Raw genomic sequence first — 21,862 nt, forward strand, 5'->3', positions numbered from 1 at the left:
GGCTTGGACAGAATCTCGACATCGCCACCTACATGAGGATCAAGGCCCAGACGAGATGCCGGGTTAAACGCGACGTGGTCTTTTGCTGCGATCGTTCAACCACAACACCTCGAGGGTGAAGTTGTCACTGAGACGAGCTGCGTATCCGCCTGATCCTTCAGTCTCACCTCGCCACTGAATGCCTAGATCCCATCGCCCGGCCATCTGCGAAAAGTCCGTTCCGTCGTAGCTGTCGACAATTATAAGGATTTCCACGTCAACGTCTGTGACCGCCGCCACGCTCATCTCGTACACGTCCGAGCCGTACCGCTTCTTGACTTCCGCAGAATCCAAATCAAGATCTACCCGACCCACAATCTTGACCTCGGCATGATCGGGGCCCGGAGGGCTCCACTGCGTTATGTCCATCCCATCAAGGCCGACGGTAATCGCGTCAACGATCTGGGAAATGTCTATGTCCAGGCTTGATAGGTCAAGTTCGATGTCCTCGTACTCGTCTGGAAACTCGACGCCAGCGATCGACCTCGATACAGTCAACTCGGCGCCGGCTTCACGTCGCAGCTCTTCGGCGAGAGCAAGCCGCCGCCTGGAGAACACTCCGTCGTCAGACACCAGGACAAGGTTGTCGAATGGCGTCTCTGCTATCTGTCCCATAGCAGTGAGCCACAGCAATGTGTCTCGATACCCGCCACCATTTTCATCAAATGGAGCAAGGCGGTTCACAGCCCGCTCGGTCACCTCGAGGTGTCCATCTACAGGTACTCCGGGGATTTCGAATCCAATCTCCCGAAGACGGCGGTCCAGGATGGATTCGTACGAAGTGAGTTCGTCTATGTATACCTGAAGCAAGGCTTTCGCTGCGTCCTTTGCTCGGTTCGTCGACTTGCGAACCACGCCCTTGATTTGACGCATTTTTTCTTCGTGGCCGCGACGGTAACCGCCAATAACCTCTAGACGGGCAACCTCGGGCAAGACCAGCCGTAGTCGGCCTGCATCGATTGCAGTCGTCGCTACCTGCCATTTGCGATCCCGGAGGATTGGATCCTTCATAATAATGTTCGCATCAACAACGACAAGCATTTTTCCCCCATGCCGCCTGGCGACCTTACGGCTTTTCGAATTGACATCAATCACATACGCAGCCCGTGCACTTACGACCTCACCGTAGCGGCTCAAGTCAATTCTTGCCCCACCGCCCGAGCAGGTGCCCGTTAGACGACCCCGCGCCAACTACGTCAATTCTGAGTCGGCAATCTTGTGGCGTCGTTTCTGAGCGGCGTGGTCAAATTGGCAAGTGGTGAGTGTCCACGGTCGCCATCGCCACCGGCTTGTGCGACGCCAAGGTAACTTAATGGTTTGACCAGGGATGGGAAATCTTGAGCAGGTCACGTGTTTTTGATGTAGCGAATGTTCTCAAGGTTGATGTCAACACCGTGCTGGCCTATCTAGACAGCCTTGGCGAGTACGGCCTCAGCGCGACCAGCTCGCTCACGCCGAGCGTGGATCGTCGCATTCGAGCTGCGCTTGTGAGCGTTCGAAGCGGCGACCGACCAAGGCCGGCGGCAAAAAGCCCGACAATGCAGTACGGCCGAGGTCATGTTCCCTTCAATCGTGAACAACGTGCAGCTGATATGCGGGGCCTGATTCCGCAGCTTTATCAGTCCCTGCAGACAGCTGGCGTCGCGAAAACCGATTCGCCAATTGTCGTTTTCCACGAGAGCGAACCTCGTTCACACTATGGGGTGCGCACGATCGAGGATCCGAATTGGGGATCGAAAGTCGGCCTCGACACGCGCTCAATAGTAGCGCCGTTGCGAGAGCTGGACAGTTGGTATCACAAGCATGACCGGACGCCGCCGACCGTCTACTTCGCTATCGACGTCCGGAAGGGGCACGCATGGAGCGCGCATTCGATGAAGGCTCTCGAGAGCAACCTCAATGCCGTCCACTTAGACGCACTGTCATTGGAGACGATCCCCGCTCAAGGTACGGGCCTACCTCCACGTCTCTCAACTGCCCCACTTATATCGCCGGAACAAGCGAACGGCCTTGGCCGATCACTGGGTGATGGGCCTGATCGACCGGAGGAGGTATTTTTGCTCAGCCAGGACCTACTGCGACTTGCTGTTGACAGCCTTGACGGAGCCGAGCAGTTAAGTCCACTTCCGGTGCACATTAATGCGCTTTGGGTATTCGAGCGTCCTATTGTTATGCAGCGTCCGGATGGCAGAGATCGACACATCCGCGCCCTTTGGTTTCGTCAGGGTCAGGCTGTATGGCGTTTACGAACATACGCTCTCGCCAAGGGTAAGACTACTGAGCAGTTGGGTGACCAACTCGCGAGCCGAGTTCCGTTCGTGGCGGCATGGGATGAGACCCATCCAGAGCAGCAAGTGATCGTGGCCGTGTGGGCATTGATGTCGCAGGGTGGAGTGACCGAGTCGGAACATGACCGAAGCGCGCGTGTGCAAAGCGAAGCGCGCGCTGCGGACCAGCCGACAGGTCTGATCGTCGTACGCGTCAAAGCCGGCACCGATCACGCACGTGTCTACGGCGCCGACAACCCGGCGCCGGAGCTTCATTCGGCTTCAGCGTGGAGTGTGAGTGGGCATTGGCGGCATCAGCCGTACCGTTCTCTTGGCATCGACGAGAACGGCCGGGTGCTTACTAGGCCTATTTGGATTGCGCAGTATACGAAGGGTGGTACTGCATCCAGGCCGCCCGAGAACAAGGTGATCTCGGTCAGAGCCTGACCCGCGTCTATCCACGGTGAATGAATCTTCACAAAGCGATCACAGAATGGGCCATCGTGACCGAGTCAACATAATGGGGGCGTCCGTGATCGCTCGATCACGCGATTAGAAGCTGGGGCGTCGTGTATCGCATGCGTTCCAAGACTGGCTACGCGGGCTCACGAAAAGAGGGCGGGATGTGGCGGCTCGGAAACGATAAATCTGTTCCATTAGCCTGAAGAGGCAGTGCGCGTTACAGCACCATCCAAAACACAAAGAGGCCTGCGATTCGTGTACACGAATCGCAGGCCTGAATCTGAATCCGAGTGGTGCCTAGCTAAGCCAGAGGTCTGAGACCATCGGAGACATTAGTATCTCACCTTTATGAATTCGGCACCAGTCTGGGAGAATGCAACGGTGCAACTTTCGCAGACGGCAGCAGACCGGTGGCTCGCTCACCCTCGGCTGATGGTATATCTCAACGCGACTTCGGGAAGCCTTCCGGACGCGCTAGACCTGTACAACTGGAACGCCGAGGTCGCCGCATCCTGCCTACGCGATCTAGGCCACTTTGAGGTCTTGATTCGCAACCGCTACTCGGACGTGCTTAACGCGCACTTTCCAGACTGGGCGTCGCCCGGCAGCGCACTCTGGGGGCGGCAAGCAGGCATCCCCTTGACGCGGGAAAAGCAGCGCAAGCTTAATGCCGGGTCGAGCAGCTCGGTGCGGGCAGCTAGGGCTAAGACCACACCTCCAACCGCTGGTCATACGATCGCCAACCTCACTTTTGGGTTCTGGATGATGCTAACCGCCTCGGTCCGCGTCGACACGATCTGGACGCCCATGCTAAGCGGCATCTTTCCCGGTCGGTCTCGCGGTTACGTGCATGACCGAATGCAGAAGCTGAACGACTTTCGAAATAGGCTTGCACACTGGGAACCGGTGTTTAGTACGACAACGGGACTTGCTTTTCGCCTGCAGGAGTTCGATCAATTTTTCTCGGAAGTGGACCCGGACGTCGCAGCCTGGGTGGGAACGCAATCAACAGTCGTTGACGCCGTGAAGCGCTGTCCGGTGTCAAGCTTGAACATCGTTGCCCCAACCTACCTCGGTACGAATCCCTGAGCGCACAGGTCGGTTTGAGATTCAGAGAGCGCGCCGTCATCGTGGTTGGCCTTGGCTGCATCTTTGTGCTTACGGACAGCTAGAGCCAGGGCGATGTCATGAGTCGCGGAAGAGCTGTACGGAAAGGAACCTTTAGAAAGGGTCATCCGCGGACAGGTCGTTTTCCGGCCAAGCGTCAACGTCGTCATCTGACTTTGGAAGCTGAGCTCCAATCACTCCCGTATCGGGCTCGAGCGCGGAGCGTGCGCCCGTCAATAACTCGTCATAGGTGACTACCTGAACGCGAGACAAGTGGCTGTTATATGTCCGCAGGGTTTGCGAGATTTCACCCGCCGATCTTGTATGCATTAGATGCGCTGAGTGACCGATCACCACTGTCGCGTCGGCTCGACGCACATCAAACCCGAAGTCCTGGCTAATTAGCGCCGAGCTCTCGTCAAGAGCCCGCAAGTAGTTCATTGCTTGACTAGTCGCCTCGTGTACTTCTGGACCGACTATCAGATGGTTCCGGTGCGACTTGATGAGCGCAGGAACATGGGCTTTCTTCAGTTCGACAACATGAAGCGACCCGTCCGCCCGGATCAGAGGGAGGTCCAATTGATCGAGAGCATTAAAGGAACGACGCTCGTGTTGCCCAATATAACGCCCCCCGAAAAGCCACCATTGTCGGTCCAGAGACCGCTGCAGGTCGCCTTCCGAGCTCGACGGATCCAAAGCCACCTTCTCAAGGCGATCGAGAGAACGGATCTTCCGAATGCGGTCGACGAGCGCAGTCCCCGCCGTAACAGCATCACTTCCGCTGAGAGCGTCTCTCACTGTCGGAATGGCTAATAGTTCGGAAACCAGTTCCACTGCATCTTCAGCTCCTCCCGTGGTCAATCGGGCGACTACCGCCGCTGGGGAATCGTCCTCAACCACAGTGAAAACTCCGTCGCGGGGCAGCTGCGCTGTCAGCATGTCGCGGATTGCGTTGACCTCTTCATCTTCGCAATACCAGCGATACTGAGCCTTTTCCTCGAACCTGTAACTGCCGTAATCCGTTGCGCGCGTCCATGTCTGTACAACTAAACGCGTGCCAGTAATTTCGCCAGTCGCTCTATTGCCTAGCCGCAATAGTGAGGCCGTTTTCCAGGCGCGTGGTCCCCGTTTTACCTGAACGCTCTGGATGTTTACAACATTGGGGCTACTGAATTCGGATTGAAGCCTGATTCGTAGAGCATCGTCTTCGACCATGTCTGATCATTACAGAAATGCCCCGTCGGATTGACGATTAGCTAGAACAGGTCGTTCGCATACGAACGAAGCCTCCGACTACGAAGTGAACCGACTGTCTTGCAACCCTAGGGATACGAGACGTTTGACTTCGCGAAATTTTCCCTTCTCGGGATTGGCAGAATCTCGCGAGGCGATAAGTCCCATATCTACGTCGCATAACCTCCTGCATAAATGGCGGTATTCGTCGTTCGTTATGAGACACCCGCGAGCACAGCGACGAAAGACGTTCGAATGCTTATCAGCCCGCGGTTCGGCTCAACACCACAGGATCCCATGATGCCGAGATGCTCGTTGACTATTCGCTCCGAGGCTCGCTCTCATAGAGCTTGGCGAGTGTCATCTCCCCGGTGTCAGCGTTGCCGCCAATGACAACCATTCGACCCGAGGCTATGTCTCTCGCTTCGCGCTCTCGCCGCCGGGCGCGTAGAACAGCTCCCTCTCGTCGATAGCCGCGTTCGCGCTCCGCCTTGTCCTCGTCTAGCCATTCTTGAATGTCGCCGAGAGTGGGTTGCCAGAACTGTCGAATATTGCGCTCGAAGCGACGCTCCGCGCGTTCTCGGCGAAGGTCGGCAGCGGCTTTTAGACGATCCACATGATCCACACTTCCTTGACCGGGGGCCTCTTCCGAATCCGCGTTGGAGCTGTATCGGATCACTGTAGGCCTAACTGCAGACGCTCGATGCTAACCGAGTAGTCAACCGCGCGACAGTGACGATCTGTTCTCCGGCGTGATTCCCCTGTCCCCCGGAGCTCGAGGCAGCGGGAGCTCCGCTAGCGCTTTGGCGCGGGGAAAAAGGACGCCGGATCGACTCCGAGCGCCGCTGCAATATCGAAGAGCCGGTCGTACGCGAGAGGCCGCGTGCCGTGCTCGACGTAAATCAGCATGTTGCGGGTCACGCCCGACTCGATCGCAAGGGCTTCTTGAGTCAGCCCCGCCTCAACTCGAGCGAGGCGAATAGCAGCGCCCACGTGACGCCGGCCTTCTTCGCGCCGGGCTAGTTGTTCTGGCGAGGCATTGGCAGGAGAAACGGGCACTGTCCTATCCAGCCCGTAGGATGCACAAAAGTCTGCCCAACTAGTTGTGCATGTGCTCACTAGGTAGCGCCAGCTGGGCGTCGGGCATCGAGAGGAACACCATGAACGAGCTGGGCCTAAGCATTCTGATCGTCATCGCAGTCATCGTGATCGTGACATTCGTGGTCTTGGCAGCCATCGGCGGGGGCCATCCCGAGGAAAGCGAATATGAACGCCACATGCGAATGCATCGCGCCGCGCAGTACACCAAGCGTCGCAGGTAGCCCGTCATGCTCGCGTCCGCCCAGACAGACAGCAGACTGCGAAACGAGTGGGATACGTACGCCAATGAGGGCCCGCCTCCCGAGAAGTTCAGCACGGGAAACCATTCCAAAGCGCACTGGCGCTGCACCGCACACGGCCATGAGTGGAACTCTCGAATCGGTCATCGCGCGAACGGGGTCGGGTGCCCAGTCTGCTGCGGCCACATCATCGCGGTTGGCTTCAATGACCTCGCGTCGAAGAACCCGCAACTTGCATCCGAATGGGACGTCGAAGCCAACGGCGGTCTCACAGCACAGGAAGTGACGGCTGCCTCCCCACGGAACTTCTATTGGCGTTGTCAGAAGTTCGGGCACACATGGCGCGCGTCGACAGGTAACCGGCAAACACGAGGCTGTCCGACCTGCACTGGACGGCGCGTGCTCGCCGGCTTCAATGACCTCGCATCCCAGAATCCTGCCCTCGCCGCCGAATGGGATCCCGAGGGCAACGGAAAGCGTCGTCCCACAACGATGATGCCGGGCTCCAGCTACAGGGCGCAGTGGTTATGTGGCACATGCGGGCACAGGTGGCGTGCCGCGATCTCGGAACGGAAGAAAGGCAGTGGCTGCCCCGCCTGCAGCGGACGCGCCCTCCAGCCCGGCAGCAACGACCTCGCGACGAGACGCCCAGAGCTCGCCGCCGAATGGGACGCCGCGCGAAACGCACCCCTCTCCCCCGCCCAGGTCACGAACGGCTCTGGGATGAAGGTGTGGTGGCTATGTGCCGCCCGCGGACATTCCTGGTGCGGGCCGATCAACACAAGAACCGCAGGTAGCTGCGGGATCTGCTCTGGCACGCACGTCATAGCAGGCCTAAACGACCTCGCGTCTCAACGCCCTGATCTCCTCGAGGAGTGGGATTACAACGCAAATGGCGCAGACACACCTGACCGTGTTTTCGTCAACGGCTCCGCGCGTAGACACTGGAAATGCGCCAAACACGACCACAGATGGATCACGACGGTTGCCATGAGAAATGAAGGCAGCGGATGCCCATACTGCTCGAGCCATCGCGTCCTGGCCGGGTTCAACGACTTCGCATCCGCCCGGCCCTCGCTAGTGAAGGAATGGGACCAGGCAGCCAACGGCGACTTGAAGCCCACACAAGTCACCGCGCGAAGCAACAAGAGGATCTGGTGGAAATGCGCGGCCGGCCACCAGTGGCAGTCCACACCGAGCAACCGATTTATCGGAACGGGATGCACCAGGTGCATAGGCGCTCAAACATCCCTCATCGAGATGTCATTCTTCGCCGCCTTCCAAGAACAGCTGGGGGATCTGCGAAACGGCGCAAGAGTGCTCGTGAAGAAGCGCGGCCAACTTCGTTCTATGTCGCTAGACATCCTCGGAACCTCCCACGGCCAGCGCTTCGCCATTGAATACGACGGCGAGTATTACCACCGCGGCAAGACAGATCACGACTTGGCCAAAACTGCGGCCCTCTTAGATGCCGGCTACGCCGTTGTCCGAATCAGAGAGAAGCCGCTCCCCGCGGTAGCGCTCAGTCACCCGCATCTCCGGCAGATCGACTTCGGATACCCCCGAACGCAAAAGGACTCCGGCATTAAAGCCATGCTCGCGCCAGTGGTAGAGGAGGCCACCGAATGGCTTGAAAAGCTGAACTGAACCGCGCTGCTTGCCGAAACGGGTGAATCGACTAGGGCAAAAATGCTCTGGCGAACAGCTTCCTGGGGGGCACAAACTCTTCAGATGGAGCGTAGCGAATGCGACCACCGATTTCGCCTCTTAGAACTCTGGCCGGGCTACGACGATACATGGATGATCGTCTGCGATCTATGCGGCTGCTACACCGCCGTCGATCGCGGAGACATACCAGGATGACTTTCAAGTTTTGTCGCGCAGTACCGTCTTAACAGCCGGTCGACATTCGTTCCATGTGATCAGTTTTGATGAAGAGATGATTTCTACTGGTTCCTTCTGTTAAGGGGGCGAATCTTTTGCCCTCTCGGCGACAATCATTTGGTCCCCTCAGGGGCGAATAGTTTGCACCCTGAGGGGACCAAATTTTTGTACCCGACGGTCACGGTTACATTCGAAGAAGGCGATGAATATATCGGAGCGGCGAAACGACTCGGACTCGTCCCGTTCTAGTCGAACTGCACCCCTCTATCGGTCTCGTCCACGAGGATGGGCGGACGCGGTTCAGAAGGCATTCATGGTCTCCCATGATTCCCTTCCAGCGTCGCCCTCTATGACTTCCAAAGAGGCGAAGGTTGGCGCCAGCGGACGAATCGATCGGACAGTTGTCTGACGTTCTCGAGGCTTGCTCGGGATGAGGAGTTCATACACAGCATTCTGTCCAGCTCTGCCGTGGCTAACCCGCTTGATTGCGCCCTTGTCCACCAACTCCTTGATGGCGCGTTTCACCGCTCGTCGAGCGCCCTCGGAGGCATTATCCGGTGCACTGAAACCCAGCGCTGTCGCAAGTGAAATAAATCCTCCGAAATACCTGCGGGGCTCAATGGCAGAGTCGTCAGAATCGAGGCATATGTGAGCCATCCAAAGAAACACGACTTTGGCGCGATCACCCAGATTCAGCTCGGCTCCGAGCCTGAAGGCGTGGTTAGTGGCGTGATAACCCATATCCAGTCCCGGTAGGCGGAAGATCACCTTGGTTCCCTCCGAAAAAGGCCCTGACCGTCACCACCTCGGATCTGCCTGATCGGAAACGGACTGCTCAAGAAATTCAGCGACGTCAGTCACCCGATAGAGAATCGTGCGGCCTATCTTGAGAAATCTTGGCCCTGTGCCCCTCGTCCTCATCGCGGCTAAGGCTCCACGTGATTTGTGCATGACTTCTGCCGCGTCGCCAATCGTCAAAAATTCACGCGCCTCTAATTTGAGGCCTTCTTTTGTCATCTCGGACATTTCCTACTTCTTCCCGATGTCCACGAACCCACTCGGTGTGAGTCAACGTGAGCGCGGTATCTCCTTGCGCACCGACATACACGGGGGATCTCGCTGAAAACGCACTCCAGTCCGAAAACTCAAGGAGCGTCGGCGGCAAGACGTATGTTAAATCGGAACCAACCAAGCGAAAGAGGAGCCGTATGGCTGGAAGTGTTAGGCCGATCGACGCTTCATCGGGCAAGAAACGGTACGAGGTCAGATGGAGAGACCCTGAGCGACGGTCACGTGAAAAAGTTTTCGACACCAAGCGTGAGGCTGATCTCTTTTTGGCGAGCGTGCAGATATCAGTGGCGAAAGGTGAGTACATAGACGCCAAGGCGTCTAAGGCACTTATTTCGGACCTGGGCACAAGCTGGCTCGCGGGACAGACTCACCTGAAACCTTCTTCTTTGAAGCCCATTGAGATCGCTTGGCGCCTTCACGTCTCACCCTCGTGGGGCAGGACACCGGTTGGTCTGGTTCAGCACAGCCGGGTCCAGGCCTGGGTTTCCTCCCTGACAACGGAGAAAGGGCTCAGCGCAACATCCGTTCTGCGGGCATATGGCGTTCTCGCGGCCATCCTGGATGTGGCCGTAAAGGATCGGCGGATTCCGTCGAACTCGGCGCGCGGCGTCAACTTGCCCCGGAAGGTCGGAAAACCGCGGGTGTACCTCACGCACAAGCAGGTTGATTCAGTCGCAGGCTTTGCCTCAGACAAAGCGCCCCTAGTCCTGTTTCTGGCCTACACCGGGCTTCGCTGGGGAGAACTGACAGGCCTCCGCGTCGGACATGTCGACCTTGGACGTCGACGATTCAATGTCGAAGAGAACGCGGTGGACGTCGGCGGCACAATTCACGTGGGGACTCCCAAAAGCCACTCAAACCGAAGTGTCCCGTATCCGGCTTTCTTGGACAGCCACGTGCGGCATTGTTTGGCCAACAAGCGCCGCGACGAGCTCGTTTTTGGCGACGGCATCGATCACGTTCGCTCACCGCACGGCGTTCGCGGATGGTTCATCTCCGCAGTCAAAAAAGCACAACACCTGGATCCGGACTTGCCGAGGGTCACCATCCATGATTTACGACATACAGCCGCGTCGTTAGCAATCAGTGCCGGCGCGAACGTCAAGGCAGTTCAGAGAATGCTCGGGCATGCGTCCGCAGCCATGACGCTGGACACGTACGCGGATCTCTTCCCTGACGACCTGGACGGCGTTGCCGAATCGCTCAACTCTGCATGGGAAAAAGCAAATGTGGGGAAATTGCGGGGTACAGCCCCTTTATAGACAAAGACAAAGCCCCCACTTCCCTGTAAATACGGGGAATGCGGGGGCTTTTTCCTGGCGGTACCGGTGGGATTTGAACCCACGGTGCTCTTTCAAGCACACAACTTTTCGAGAGTTGCACCTTCGGCCGCTCGGACACGGTACCGGGGACGAGTGTAATGCAGACCGGGGGTTCGCGCGAATCTACAGCCTGTAGAAATCGAAGCCCGCAATCACGCGGATGCCGCCCTGAGAAGCCACCCGGAGCCGAAATCCGGCGCATCCTAGGTGTTAGCCTTGCCTTAGTTGGGCGCGACAAAACCCGCGTGCCCTCACTCTGAAAGGGTCCTGGTTCTATGAGCTATATCCGCTCCGCAGCATTCGAAGAGACCGGCTATGTGGTTCTCGACCGCTACGACCAGGCGGCGGACCCTCAGGAGTGGCTCGACCTCGAATACGTCGACTGGAAGTCCTCCGGCGTGACGCGCTTCGCCCCTCTCGCCTCGGCCTTCGGCGAGATGGAGTGCAACGGATTCTGGAACCACACGCCCCCGCGCACCGACAAAGACGGCGTCTGGGTTCAGGCCAACGTCGAGCACGCGCCCATCCTCAAGGCCCGCGCCGAAGAGCCCGGAGCCAACATCGGCCGCTGCCGCGTGATCGAGCTGCAGCCGAACAGCTACGCGAACGCGCTCTACAACCTTCACCAGGACGACAACAACCGGCTCAACCCCGACGGCACGGGCTGGATCGTTCGCGGCTTCTTCAACCTCTCTGACGATGCCGAGTCGTTCATGATCCTGCGCGAGAACCGCTTCGACCCCGACACCGAGGTGCGCATCGCGCTGCCCGCGGGCGCGCAGCTCATCGTCGACACGCAGCGCTTCTGGCACGCCGTCTGGCACAAGGGCCCCGAGCCGCGCTACTGCCTCATCACCTCGTGGACCTCGGGCCCCGAGCTCGACGCCTACATCGAGAAGTACCACGGCAACCCGCACAACGTGAACGCGCCGCTCGACCCCAAGATCATCGAAGAGGGCCAGTCCGAGGTGCGCCAGCGGCTCGCCGAGCGCGCCGCCGCTCTCGCCGCCAAGGGCCGCCACGACGACGGATACGGCGAAGACCCCGAGGCCTGATTTTCTGAGAGATCACTGAGGCGACATCGGCTGGGCACCTTCCCAGCCGCATGTCGCTCTCCGTTCACCGCATGTTTGCTGCCGCAGCATCACGCGTGCTTAGCGTTCTCGGCATCCCGCCGACCGTCTGATCACGGTCGGCACACTCCCGAGCCCGAACGGGGATCCTCCGTGAACACCCATGCCCATCGTCTTTCTCTTTCTCTCCGACTGACGGCCGTCGCTCTCTGCGCCACCGCCGCTGTCGGCCTCACCGCCACCAGCGCAAGCGCCGATATCTCAGCTCAGCCTGCTCTGACGTCGCACGATCACGCCATCACCGACGTACCCGGCCTCGTCAATGGTCGTGAACTCAACGCCGTCACGGGGCTGAACGGCCAGACGCTGAACGCGCCCCGACTCATCCGCTCCGAGTCCCTCGACAAGATCACGACGGCTGGTGCGCAGACTCTCGCGAGCGAGTACAAGGTCGACCTCGTCATCGACCTTCGTACGCCCGGTCAGGTCGCGACCAAGCCGGATGTTCCCATCCCCGGTGCGCAGAGCGTCAACATCTCGATGTTCGGCGCTGATGGCGACTACAGCGACGACACGGCGATGTACCACGACCTGGTCGACAAGGGCTACGTCGATGCGGCGACGCCCGGGCCGATGATCAGCGCCTACAGCCAGGTTCTGCACCTCCTCGCGACGCACACCGATGGCACGGTGCTCATCCACTGCTCGCACGGCATGGACCGCACCGGAACGGTCGTCGACATGCTTGGTCACATCCTCGGTGTCTCCGAAGCAGACATCCTGCACGACTATCTGCTCTCGAACACGCAGCTCGGTGTGACCTGGGCCACCCCTGACCTTCTGCAGGGCACCTTCGAGAGCGACGTCGCCACCAAGTACTCCGGCATGGACTCGTACCTCTCGAAGACCATCGGGCTCACGACCCAAGACGTCGCGGCGCTCCGCACCCGGTTCCTGGTCTCGGGCGACGCGAGCGCCTCGTCGATCAGCATCGGCGGCGTCTCCGTTCCGCTCGATTCCGCTGCGACCGACGCCGGAGCATCCATCGCTCTCGCGACCCCAGGCCTCGCGCCCGCCGACGTGCAGGTCGTCACCGAAGACGCGGCCGCCACGTCATCAGTGACCGTCTCGGGCCAGAAGGTCGACGTCACGATCACAGCTCCGGATGGCGCGACCACCAAGCACTACGGCATCACGGTCGCGAAGCCGGTGATCGCGATCGCCCAGGGCGATGCGCTGGCGGCGGGCGCATCCGTGACGGTGACCGGGAACGGATTCACCCCCGGCGCGGTCTACCAGATCATCGTCCATTCCACTCCGACCGTCATCGGGCAGGCAACAGCCGGCGCCGACGGGTCGATCATCGCAAGCGCGATTCTTCCGGTCGATCTCGAGGCGGGCGTGCACACGGTGTTCCTCGCCGACAGCAGCGGGAACGCCGTCAGCGACCCGCTGGCTGTGACCGTCGCCGCGGCAGCGTCCACAACCGGCGCAGCGGCATCCACCACCGGCACCGCCGCATCCCTCGCCGGCCCCTCGGTAGCGACCGGCGGAACGCGTGTCGAACAGCCTTCCGCCTGGCCTGCAGTCGGCCTCGGAGCGCTCGGCCTCGCGATGCTCGCAGCGGTCGCCCTCGGATACCGCCGAACCCGACGCAGCGTGGAACGGTAGATGACTCCGCGGCACGCGCCGCGGTCGACATCGCGCTGGCGGCGACGGAACATCGTCGCCGCCAGCGCCGTCGTCGTCGCGTCGGCCATGATCGTCACCTCGGCCGTCCTTCTCGCACCGCACGCGCAGACGGTCTCCGGCTCGCCTCTCACCGACCTCGCGGGCAACACCGCGCAGTTCGACGGACCGCAACCCGATCCGAGCGCATCCGCGACGCCGACCGGCACCGGCCGCTTCCAGTCGCCGTCCGTCGGCCTCGACGTGCCTCTCGGCTCGCTCGACGTCGTCGACAACGAGCTCGAACCTCCCGGGTTCACCTCGGCCTATTGGGTGAGGAATGTCGGAGTGGCACCGAGCGACAGCGCTGACGGCACGGTGTTCGTTGTGATGCACTCGCTGCGCAACGGCGGCCAAGCTCCGGGCAACGCTCTCATCGATGTCGAGAACGGTCGCGCACGCATCGCGACCGGAGAGGCCATCGTCGTCGACGACGTCGCCTACAAGGTCGTCGATACCGAGACCGTCGACAAGACGCAGATCGCGCACGACCAATCGGTCTGGGCCGACACGCCAGGTCGTCTGGTCGTGATCACCTGCCTTCAGAGACCAGACGGTGCACCGTCGACCGAGAACATGGTCATCGAGGCGACGCGGGGCTGACGTCTACCACTCTGCACAGGCGGTGATCGGATGTCGTCGGTCGCGTCTATCGTGGATGCATGGCCTCGCGAACACCCACCGCTTACCGCTGCACTGAGTGTGGCTGGCAGAGCGTCAAGTGGGTGGGCCGCTGCGGCGAGTGCCAGGCCTGGGGCACCGTGGTGTCGAGCGCCGAGAACGAGGGCATCGCTCGCACGGTGAAGGCGGCGAAGCTCAGCGAGACACGCATCGCGCAGCCCATCACAGAGATCTCCACCGAAGCGGCCAGCCACTGGGCCACAGGTATCGACGAGTTCGACCGCGTTCTCGGGGGCGGTCTCGTTCCGGGCGCCACGATCCTGCTCTCGGGCGAGCCCGGCGTAGGCAAGTCGACGCTTCTGCTCGAGGTGGCGGCCAAGGCGGCCGAAGAGAATCTGCGTGTGCTCTACGTCAGCGCAGAAGAGTCGGTGAGCCAGGTCAAGCTGCGCGCCGAACGCACCCACTCCCTCTCCCCCACCCTCATGCTCGCCGCCGAGACCGACCTGTCGACGGTGCTCGGCCAGATCGACGCCGTGCAGCCTCACCTCGTCATCGTCGACTCCGTGCAGACCGTCGCCAGCAACTCCATCGACAGTGCGGCAGGCAGCCCCACCCAGGTGCGCGAGGTCGCGTCCGCTCTCATCAGGGTCGCCAAAGAGCGTTCCCTTCCCGTCATCCTGGTCGGCCACGTCACCAAAGACGGCTCGATCGCCGGCCCCCGCGTTCTCGAACACCTGGTCGACGTCGTCTGCCAGTTCGAGGGCGATCGTCACACCAGCCTCCGCTTCGTGCGCGCCCTCAAAAATCGCTACGGCCCCACAGACGAGGTCGGCTGCTTCGAGATGACCGCCGAGGGCATCGCCGAGGTGCCCGATCCGAGCGGTCTCTTCCTCAGCCGCAGCGGCGAGGCCGTCAGCGGCACCTGCGTCACGGTCGCGCTCGACGGCCGGCGGGCCATGCCCGTCGAGATCCAGGCCCTCGTCGTCAAGACCACAGCGCCCAATCCTCGACGCGTCACCAATGGCGTCGACGGCTCACGGGTCGCCATGCTTCTCGCGGTGCTCGAGCGCCGCCTCAACATCCCCCTCGGCGACCGCGATGTCTACGTGTCGACGGTCGGCGGCGTGCGCCTCGTCGACCCGTCTGCCGACCTCGCGATCGCCCTGGCCATCGCCTCGGCGAACAGCGACCTCTCGCTGCCGCACACCTTTGCCGCCTTCGGCGAGATCAGCCTGGCCGGCGAGGTCCGCCCGGTCGCATCCTCCGCGCTGCGCGTCACCGAGGCCAGGAGGCTCGGCTTCACCGACATCCTCGGCCCCGACGAGACGCAGATCCGTCGCGCGTTCCGCGTGGCCTTCGACAAGCAGCCCGCCGCCGGTTCTCGAGTCAGCCCGGCACATCCTTCGACGGGCTCGTTTCCCGTGCAGTCGCGAACACCGACGACGAAGCCCCCGCAGAAGAAGACTCCCACGACCCCGCTGCGGCTCGTCGAGACAGACCGCGACCGCGACTAGCTGCACTGTTGGCGCCGGTTAGGTCTATCCGCTCCTAGTCAAACAAGCACAGATAGTCGAACAGGCGCAGATGCGCCGAACGGGCGCGGACATGTCGTCACACGTGCGGCACGAACTCCTGCCAGGCCACCCGCCGTGCGCTCCGCGGGTCGTTCTCCACTCGGTCGATCGTGTCGAAGATCATGGTGGCGCGGGTCTCTTCCTCGTAGGCCGGCCACCCGGCCACCTCGCCGCTGCGGGCGAAGTCGATCCAGTGCCGTCGCATCCGGTCGCCCGTGCGCATGAACGCACGCCGCCCGCCCAACGCGCCCATCGCGCGGCCGAACCAGCCGTTCATGCGGTCGAAGAGGGCGAAGAGTTCGAGCCCGTGGGTGGCGTCGAATCCGAGTTGCCGAACGAGCCGTGGAGCGATGTCGAAGCGATAGAAGTGCACCGGAGCGTAGCGGGAGTGCCGCTCGGCGACCTTCACTGTGGGGTACCAGAACGCGTAGTCGCCGGCGAAGTCAGCGGCAGGGCGTTTGTCGGGGAGGCCCGGATACTCGGCCTTGATCGCCTTTCGAGCCTTCTTCTTGGTGCGCGAGAAGATGGCGCGGATGCGGGGCGGCGTCGTGGCCAGGATGTCGAGGCGCCCCGTGAACAGCGAGCCCTCGCGGTCGTTCGTTCCGATGATCAGGGGGATGCGCGCGGCGCGCCCGTGCTTGAACGCGTCGAGAGGACGCTCGGGAAGGAAGTCGCCATCGATCACGGGGCACAGCGCGATGGTCCCCGGATCGCGATCGGGGGCAAGCAGGGTGAGGGCCACGGCGGCCTCGACCAGGTCGGATGCGTCGGCCCGGGAGAGCAATTCGCCGGCGTCGTCGACAGACGTGGTCTCGACACCGCCCGGCTCGATGCGGTCGGCGAGGAAGGCCACGAACTCGTCGGCCCACCGGTGGGTCTGCTCCGGCGGATAGATGGCGTTCGTCGGCGCGCTCTGAGCTATGGCCTTGGCGAAGAGGCCGTGTGCTGCCGGTGTCGCCATCAGAGTGGTCACGGCATTGCCGCCTGCGGACTCTCCGAACACCGTGACATTGCTCGGGTCGCCCCCGAAAGCCGCGATGTTGTCGCGCACCCACTCGAGCGCCGCCACCTGGTCACGCAGTCCGAGGTTCGAGTCGAAGGGACGCTCGGGGGTCGAGAATCGCGTGAAGTCGAGATAGCCCAGCGCGCTGAGACGGTAGTTGATACTCACGTAGACGATGCCGCCGTCGCGCACGAGAGCCTCGCCGTTGCGCGGGTACTCCGCGCTCGAACCGACCGCATAGGCGCCGCCGTGGATGAAGAGCATCACGGGAAGCAGCGTCTGCGTCTCGGCCGACGAGCGCCCTCGCGCGGGCCGCACCACGTTCAGGGTGAGACAGTCCTCGCTCATGGTCTGCTTCTTCGACGCCCCGACGAAGTGCCCCTGCAACGACTGCCAGGGCACCGGGCCGTACTCCGATGCGTCGCGTACGCCGTTCCACGTCGCGGGCGGCCGCGGAGCCCGAAAGCGGAGTGCGCCCGTCGGCGCCTCGGCGTAGGGAAGATTCCGCCAGGCCTCGACGCCTCGTTCGCGAACGCCGCGCGCGATTCCTTGAGCTACCCGTACATCGAGGTCCTGTGACCCGTTTCGCTCGACCATGCTCCGATGCTAAACGTGCCAGATGAACGCACGAGCTGTTAACCCGCGGTCCCCATCGCCGTAACCCTCGTCGGATTCACTGATCCAGACTCGTGTGCTGGCACGGGCAACGACTTCTCCTGGAGCCTCACCCGATGAACGCACCGTCCCATACGCGCCGCACCCGTCGCATCCGCATCACCATCGCGGCGGCCCTGGCCGCGACCGTCGCCTGCGGCGTCGCCGCACCCGCGCAGGCGGCGCCGAGCGACTCGATCGTCGCGCAGCCGGATGCCTGGGGTCGCTATTTCGTCGACGCCTGGGCCAGCAACACGACGGCCAACAACACGCCTCAGAGCAACGTCGCCATCGGCCTGCTCTCTCCGATGCTCGACTACTGGACGCCCGATGCGAACCCCACCGCGCAGTTCGACGCGAACGGCAAGTTCATCCCCTCCAGCGTGGGCACGATCAAGAACCAGGGCGTGCTCGACGCGAACATCGCGACGGCTGCGGGCATCACCCAGTCGCGCACGGCAGATCAATCCACCCAGGCCTATCTGATCGATCGCCGCAACCAGAACTACACGGCCATCGACGGACTCGGCCCCTTCGCCGACGCTTTCCGCGCGGGCAGCAACGCGGGAACCACTATTCCCGATCAGATTCCGGCCGACGCCACCACCGTGAAGTACGACGACGCGGGCAATTCGAACGGCACCTGGGCCGACTCGGGCACCACCTACGGGCCGATGGTCGACCTCGTCAACCAGTTCCGCAACAGCGCCGCATCGACCAACCCCGCGAAGGGCTTCTACAACTACGCTCGCCCTTTCCGCTGGAGCGACAGCGTCGAGGTGTTGCCCACACTCGTTCCGGCCGAGAAGACGGATGCCGAATGGCAGTCGGATGGTGGCTACCCCAGCGGGCACACCAACGCCGGCTACCTGGCCAGCTACGCCCTCGCCTACGCGGCACCGGAGCGTTTCCAGCAGATCCTCACGAGCGCGTCGGAGATCGGCAACAGCCGCATCGTCGCCGGCATGCACTCCCCCGGTGATGTGATCGGCGGGCGCATCATGTCGACCGCTGTGGCCGCGGCCGCCCTCAACCAGCCGGGCAACGCTGCCCTCAAGCAGAGCGCGCGCGCGAACGCCGCCACGCTGTTCGCCACCACCCCGTCGGGCAGCGACGCATTCGCCGACCGGGGTAGCGACGATACGCTCTACGAGCAGCGCCTCACCTACGGTCTACCCCGGGTCGGCGACACGACCAAGACGGCTGTTGTGCCGAAGGGGGCCGAGGTGCTTCTCGAGACGCGGTTGCCCTACCTCGGCGCAGACCAGCGCCGCTGGGTGCTCCAGTCCACCGCACTGCCTTCCGGCTACGCGCTGCTCGACGATGCAGAGGGGTGGGGCCGGCTGAACCTCTTCGCCGCGGCGGACGGCTACAGCGCCTTCTCCACGGATGTGACGGTCGCCATGGACGCGGCCGCCGGAGGCTTCAGCAGCGCCGACAGCTGGCGCAACGACATCGACGGGGTGGGGTCGCTGACCAAGCAGGGAACGGGTGTCCTGACCCTCACCGGCGACAACTCGTATGTGGGCGGCACGGTCGTCGAAGGAGGCCAGCTCGCGGGCACCTCGCCGACCGCATTCGGAACCGGGCCGATCAGCGTCGCCGGCGGCATCCTGTCGGAGAGCGCCACGGCGCCGGTCTCTGTCGGAGGCACCCTCTCCGTTCTTTCCGGGGGCGAACTCGATCTGAGCATCGACTCGTCGGCCGCCGCCATCTCGGTCGCCGGCGACCTCGCCGTCTCGGGAGTCGTGAAGACCAGCTTTGCAAACGGATTCGTGCCCGCCGACGACCAGGTCATCGCCACCTACTCGGGCTCCGCGACGAACGTCGACCTCGCGTCGTTCGCCTTCGAGGGCCTGCCCGCCGGATACACGCCGAGCGTCGTGGTCCGCGACGGCGCAGTGCACCTGGTGAACAGCACGCCCGCAGCGGGGAACGCCGCGGTCGACCCGGGCGTCTCCGGAGCGAGCAGCTCGCTCGCGGCCACAGGCGTGACGCTGCCTCCCGTCGTTCCCTTCGGAGCACTCGGCATGCTGCTGGCCGGCGGCGCGCTGATCGCGCTGCGATCGCGTGCACGTCGTCGTTCCGCGCGGGCGACAGACACGATCCGACGCGGGTAGCGCCAACCCAACCGAGCAGGCTCGACTAGCCGAGAATGAACTGCTTGCTGACCGTCGACGCGAATCCGCCGATGGAGACGTCGAGGTGGTACGACGCGCCGGCTGCGGGAACCTGGGGCCGATCGGTCGACGAGCACGTGTCGGCGGTCGAACGGGTGCGATCCCAGGCGAACGGCGTCGAGGCCAGAGTGGCGCCGGCATCGATCACGGTGGGCATGTCGGTGGGGCTGGCCTGGCAATCGGTCGACACCCAGTACTGCTCTTCGCCGCTTCGAATGGTGTAGACCTGCTGGGCCGTGCCCACGTTGATCGAGCAGGCCGTGCCACCCGTGTTCGTGAGACTGAGCGACAGCTGCGGGTTGACCCCTGCGGCGTAGGTGTCGGCATCGGTCACCGGAGTCACCTGGATGTTCGCGGCATCGCACGCGGCAGTCTGGCCGTCGGCGGGTGCCGCTGCCTCGACGTTCTGCGGCTCGCCGGCCGCAGCGGGAGGGGAGGTCGTCGCCGGGGCACTCGTCGCCGGGGAGGGCGGAGTGGCCGAGCTTCCGGCGGGGGAAGACGAGCCGGGGCGCACGATGATGAGCACAATGATTGCGATCACGGCGAGAAGACCGGCGAGCACGATCAGGCGTCGGCGCCAGTAGACCTTGCTCGGTTCCGGTCCGACGGGATTCTTGATCGTCGACATGACCCTAGGCTACGAGCTTGATGCTCCCGACACCCGCATTGGCGCGGCTGTAGGGTGAATTACCCCTCCGGCGGAAGGACTTTCGTGGCCAGGCCTCATCGAACGAGTGCACTGCGGCAGGCCGCGCTGCGCATTGCGACCGCGCTCGTCACCACGGCGTACGCCGTTTATCGACTCCACCCGGCGCTCTGGCGCTTCACCGCTCGGCACTATCACCCGTCGATGGAGCGCTTCGCGAGACTGAACGCGTGGATGGTCTGCCAGCAGGCGTACCTCGATGTGCCCGCCTACAGGAAGTATCTCGACGAACAGAGGTTCTCGTTCCGCTGGTGGCAGCTCACGAACTACCGGCCGACGTCGAAGGCCGAGTACGTGAACCGCTACCCCGAGGCCGAGCGCTGCTGGAACGGCGAGATCCTGACTGTGGGCACCGTGGTCGACGAATCGAGTGGGTCGAGCGGCAAGCCCTACAACTGGATGCGCTCGAAGCGCGAACTCGACACCGTGCACAAGAACGTGGCCGGCTACATCACCCTGCTGTTCGGCACCAAGAAACTCTTCTGCATCAACGCCTTCTCGATGGGCGCGTGGGCCACGGGAACGAACACCGGTCTCGCAATGTCGAAGATCGCCATGGTCAAGAACACCGGGCCCGACATCGACAAGATCGTCGACACCCTGAAGCACTTCGGCTCGGGCTATGTCTACCTCATCAGCGCCTACCCGCCCTTCCTCAAACACCTGCGCGATCGGCTCGACTCCGAGGGCTTCGAGTGGGATGCCTACGACCTCAACGGCTTCGTCGGCGGCGAGGCCCTCACCGAGGGACTCCGCGACTACCTCGAAGACCGCTTCACCCGTGTCTATTCCGGCTACGGCGCATCCGACCTCACGATCGGCATGTCTGGCGAGAGCGACCTCTCTGTCTGGCTGCGACGAGCACTGGCGGCCAACGAGCCCCTCAGGCGCGACGTGCTGGGCGAGGGCGAGCAGCGCACGCCGATGATCTTCCAGTACAACCCCCTCGAGACCTACCTCGAGACCACGGATGACAACGAGCTGCTCGTCACGCTCAACTCCATGGCCATCATGAGTCCGAAGCTGCGCTACAACATCGGCGACGAGGCAAAGATCGTGACGTTCCCCGAGATGCAGGCCTACGCCCAGAAGTCTCCGCGCCTCGGCTTCGCCTTCGAACGCGCCTTCTCGACCCAGCGCATGAAGCTGCCTTTCGTGCTGCTCTTCGGCCGCAAGGACTCGACCATCTCGTACATGGGCGCCAACATCTACCCGCTCGACGTCGAGAACGGGCTCTATCTCGACAACCCGCATGCCAACCAGATCGAGTCGTTCAAGCTGAGCCTCGACGACATCGGCAACCTCGAGCAGCGACCGGTCATCCATCTCCAGTTGCGTGAGGGCGTGACGCTCGACGACCATGCCATAGACGATCTGAAGACCCGTTCGGCGGCAGGAGTGCTCGCCCACCTGGCCTCCGTCTCACGCGACATCGCCCAGTCGCTCGAAGAAGATCCGACGGCTAGCGATGTGCGTATCGAGGTGCACGCATTCGGATCCGGGGTCTTCGAGGGCGGCCCACGCAAGATCAAGAACGTCTACCTCGTCGACGAGGCCGACCGGGGCGGCGTGCCCTCCGGCCCGGCGCCGAGATGAGC

Annotated in this window: 18 protein-coding genes and 1 tRNA gene; 11 read left to right on the forward strand and 8 right to left on the reverse strand. The window is 62.5% G+C overall.

Going from position 1 to position 21,862, the window contains the following annotated elements; genetic code table 11:
* Window positions 1-63: 63 nt before the first annotated feature.
* Window positions 64-1,080: a PIN domain-containing protein gene (locus tag ASE64_RS07750; protein ID WP_055778424.1), complete on the reverse strand. Its 1,017-nt coding sequence runs from the start codon at window positions 1,078-1,080 to the stop codon at window positions 64-66.
* 296 nt (window positions 1,081-1,376) lie between these two features.
* Here ASE64_RS07750 and ASE64_RS17375 point away from each other — a divergent pair, with 296 nt between their 5' ends.
* The gene (locus ASE64_RS17375; protein ID WP_156351705.1) at window positions 1,377-2,753 is read left to right on the forward strand and encodes a hypothetical protein; all 1,377 of its coding nucleotides are present in this window, start codon (window positions 1,377-1,379) and stop codon (window positions 2,751-2,753) included.
* Window positions 2,754-3,200: 447 nt separating this feature from the next.
* Window positions 3,201-3,857, forward strand: coding sequence for a hypothetical protein (locus ASE64_RS07760; protein WP_055778429.1), 657 nt, complete (start codon window positions 3,201-3,203; stop codon window positions 3,855-3,857).
* 132 nt (window positions 3,858-3,989) lie between these two features.
* Here ASE64_RS07760 and ASE64_RS17135 read toward each other — a convergent pair whose 3' ends face one another.
* Window positions 3,990-5,090: a Shedu anti-phage system protein SduA domain-containing protein gene (locus ASE64_RS17135; protein ID WP_082465990.1), complete on the reverse strand. Its 1,101-nt coding sequence runs from the start codon at window positions 5,088-5,090 to the stop codon at window positions 3,990-3,992.
* A gap of 813 nt (window positions 5,091-5,903) precedes the next feature.
* Window positions 5,904-6,167: a helix-turn-helix domain-containing protein gene (locus ASE64_RS07775; RefSeq protein ID WP_055778437.1), complete on the reverse strand. Its 264-nt coding sequence runs from the start codon at window positions 6,165-6,167 to the stop codon at window positions 5,904-5,906.
* A gap of 101 nt (window positions 6,168-6,268) precedes the next feature.
* Here ASE64_RS07775 and ASE64_RS17380 point away from each other — a divergent pair, with 101 nt between their 5' ends.
* Both ASE64_RS17380 and ASE64_RS17140 read left to right on the forward strand, forming a co-directional pair.
* Window positions 6,269-6,430: a hypothetical protein gene (locus ASE64_RS17380; RefSeq protein ID WP_156351706.1), complete on the forward strand. Its 162-nt coding sequence runs from the start codon at window positions 6,269-6,271 to the stop codon at window positions 6,428-6,430.
* Between the two features lie 6 nt (window positions 6,431-6,436).
* Complete coding sequence (locus ASE64_RS17140; protein ID WP_082465991.1) at window positions 6,437-8,095, forward strand: zinc-ribbon domain-containing protein; 1,659 nt, start codon at window positions 6,437-6,439, stop codon at window positions 8,093-8,095.
* Between the two features lie 537 nt (window positions 8,096-8,632).
* Here the strand turns inward: ASE64_RS17140 and ASE64_RS17385 are convergent.
* Both ASE64_RS17385 and ASE64_RS17390 read right to left on the reverse strand, forming a co-directional pair.
* Window positions 8,633-9,100, reverse strand: a complete 468-nt coding sequence (locus tag ASE64_RS17385; protein ID WP_156351707.1) for a hypothetical protein — start codon at window positions 9,098-9,100, stop codon at window positions 8,633-8,635.
* A gap of 30 nt (window positions 9,101-9,130) precedes the next feature.
* A complete protein-coding gene (locus tag ASE64_RS17390; RefSeq protein WP_200920152.1) occupies window positions 9,131-9,358 on the reverse strand; it encodes a helix-turn-helix transcriptional regulator in 228 nt (75 codons plus the stop codon).
* Window positions 9,359-9,540: 182 nt separating this feature from the next.
* Between ASE64_RS17390 and ASE64_RS07790 the strand changes: the two genes are divergently transcribed.
* Entirely contained in the window at window positions 9,541-10,665 is a 1,125-nt protein-coding gene (locus tag ASE64_RS07790) for a tyrosine-type recombinase/integrase (protein ID WP_055778444.1), read from the forward strand.
* A gap of 55 nt (window positions 10,666-10,720) precedes the next feature.
* Here the strand turns inward: ASE64_RS07790 and ASE64_RS07795 are convergent.
* Window positions 10,721-10,810: transfer RNA gene (locus ASE64_RS07795), tRNA-Ser, on the reverse strand.
* 190 nt (window positions 10,811-11,000) lie between these two features.
* Between ASE64_RS07795 and ASE64_RS07800 the strand changes: the two genes are divergently transcribed.
* The 4 genes from ASE64_RS07800 to radA all read left to right on the forward strand — a co-directional run bounded on the left by ASE64_RS07800 (window position 11,001) and on the right by radA (window position 15,661).
* Entirely contained in the window at window positions 11,001-11,780 is a 780-nt protein-coding gene (locus tag ASE64_RS07800; RefSeq protein ID WP_055778447.1) for a hypothetical protein, read from the forward strand.
* Between the two features lie 171 nt (window positions 11,781-11,951).
* A complete protein-coding gene (locus tag ASE64_RS07805; RefSeq protein WP_055778450.1) occupies window positions 11,952-13,469 on the forward strand; it encodes a tyrosine-protein phosphatase in 1,518 nt (505 codons plus the stop codon).
* Window positions 13,470-14,129, forward strand: coding sequence for a class F sortase (locus tag ASE64_RS07810; protein ID WP_055778453.1), 660 nt, complete (start codon window positions 13,470-13,472; stop codon window positions 14,127-14,129).
* A 59-nt stretch (window positions 14,130-14,188) separates the two neighbouring features.
* Window positions 14,189-15,661: a DNA repair protein RadA gene (gene radA / locus ASE64_RS07815; protein ID WP_082465992.1), complete on the forward strand. Its 1,473-nt coding sequence runs from the start codon at window positions 14,189-14,191 to the stop codon at window positions 15,659-15,661.
* A gap of 97 nt (window positions 15,662-15,758) precedes the next feature.
* Here radA and ASE64_RS07820 read toward each other — a convergent pair whose 3' ends face one another.
* Window positions 15,759-17,321, reverse strand: coding sequence for a carboxylesterase/lipase family protein (locus ASE64_RS07820; RefSeq protein WP_055778456.1), 1,563 nt, complete (start codon window positions 17,319-17,321; stop codon window positions 15,759-15,761).
* 134 nt (window positions 17,322-17,455) lie between these two features.
* Here ASE64_RS07820 and ASE64_RS07825 point away from each other — a divergent pair, with 134 nt between their 5' ends.
* Window positions 17,456-19,498, forward strand: coding sequence for a phosphatase PAP2 family protein (locus ASE64_RS07825; protein ID WP_055778459.1), 2,043 nt, complete (start codon window positions 17,456-17,458; stop codon window positions 19,496-19,498).
* Window positions 19,499-19,523: 25 nt separating this feature from the next.
* Here the strand turns inward: ASE64_RS07825 and ASE64_RS07830 are convergent, their stop codons facing one another.
* A complete protein-coding gene (locus tag ASE64_RS07830; protein WP_055778462.1) occupies window positions 19,524-20,186 on the reverse strand; it encodes a hypothetical protein in 663 nt (220 codons plus the stop codon).
* An 84-nt stretch (window positions 20,187-20,270) separates the two neighbouring features.
* Here ASE64_RS07830 and ASE64_RS07835 point away from each other — a divergent pair, with 84 nt between their 5' ends.
* Window positions 20,271-21,860: a phenylacetate--CoA ligase family protein gene (locus tag ASE64_RS07835; RefSeq protein WP_156351708.1), complete on the forward strand. Its 1,590-nt coding sequence runs from the start codon at window positions 20,271-20,273 to the stop codon at window positions 21,858-21,860.
* Window positions 21,861-21,862: the final 2 nt, after the last annotated feature.

This window comes from Agreia sp. Leaf210, assembly GCF_001421485.1.
GTDB lineage: Bacteria > Actinomycetota > Actinomycetes > Actinomycetales > Microbacteriaceae > Agreia.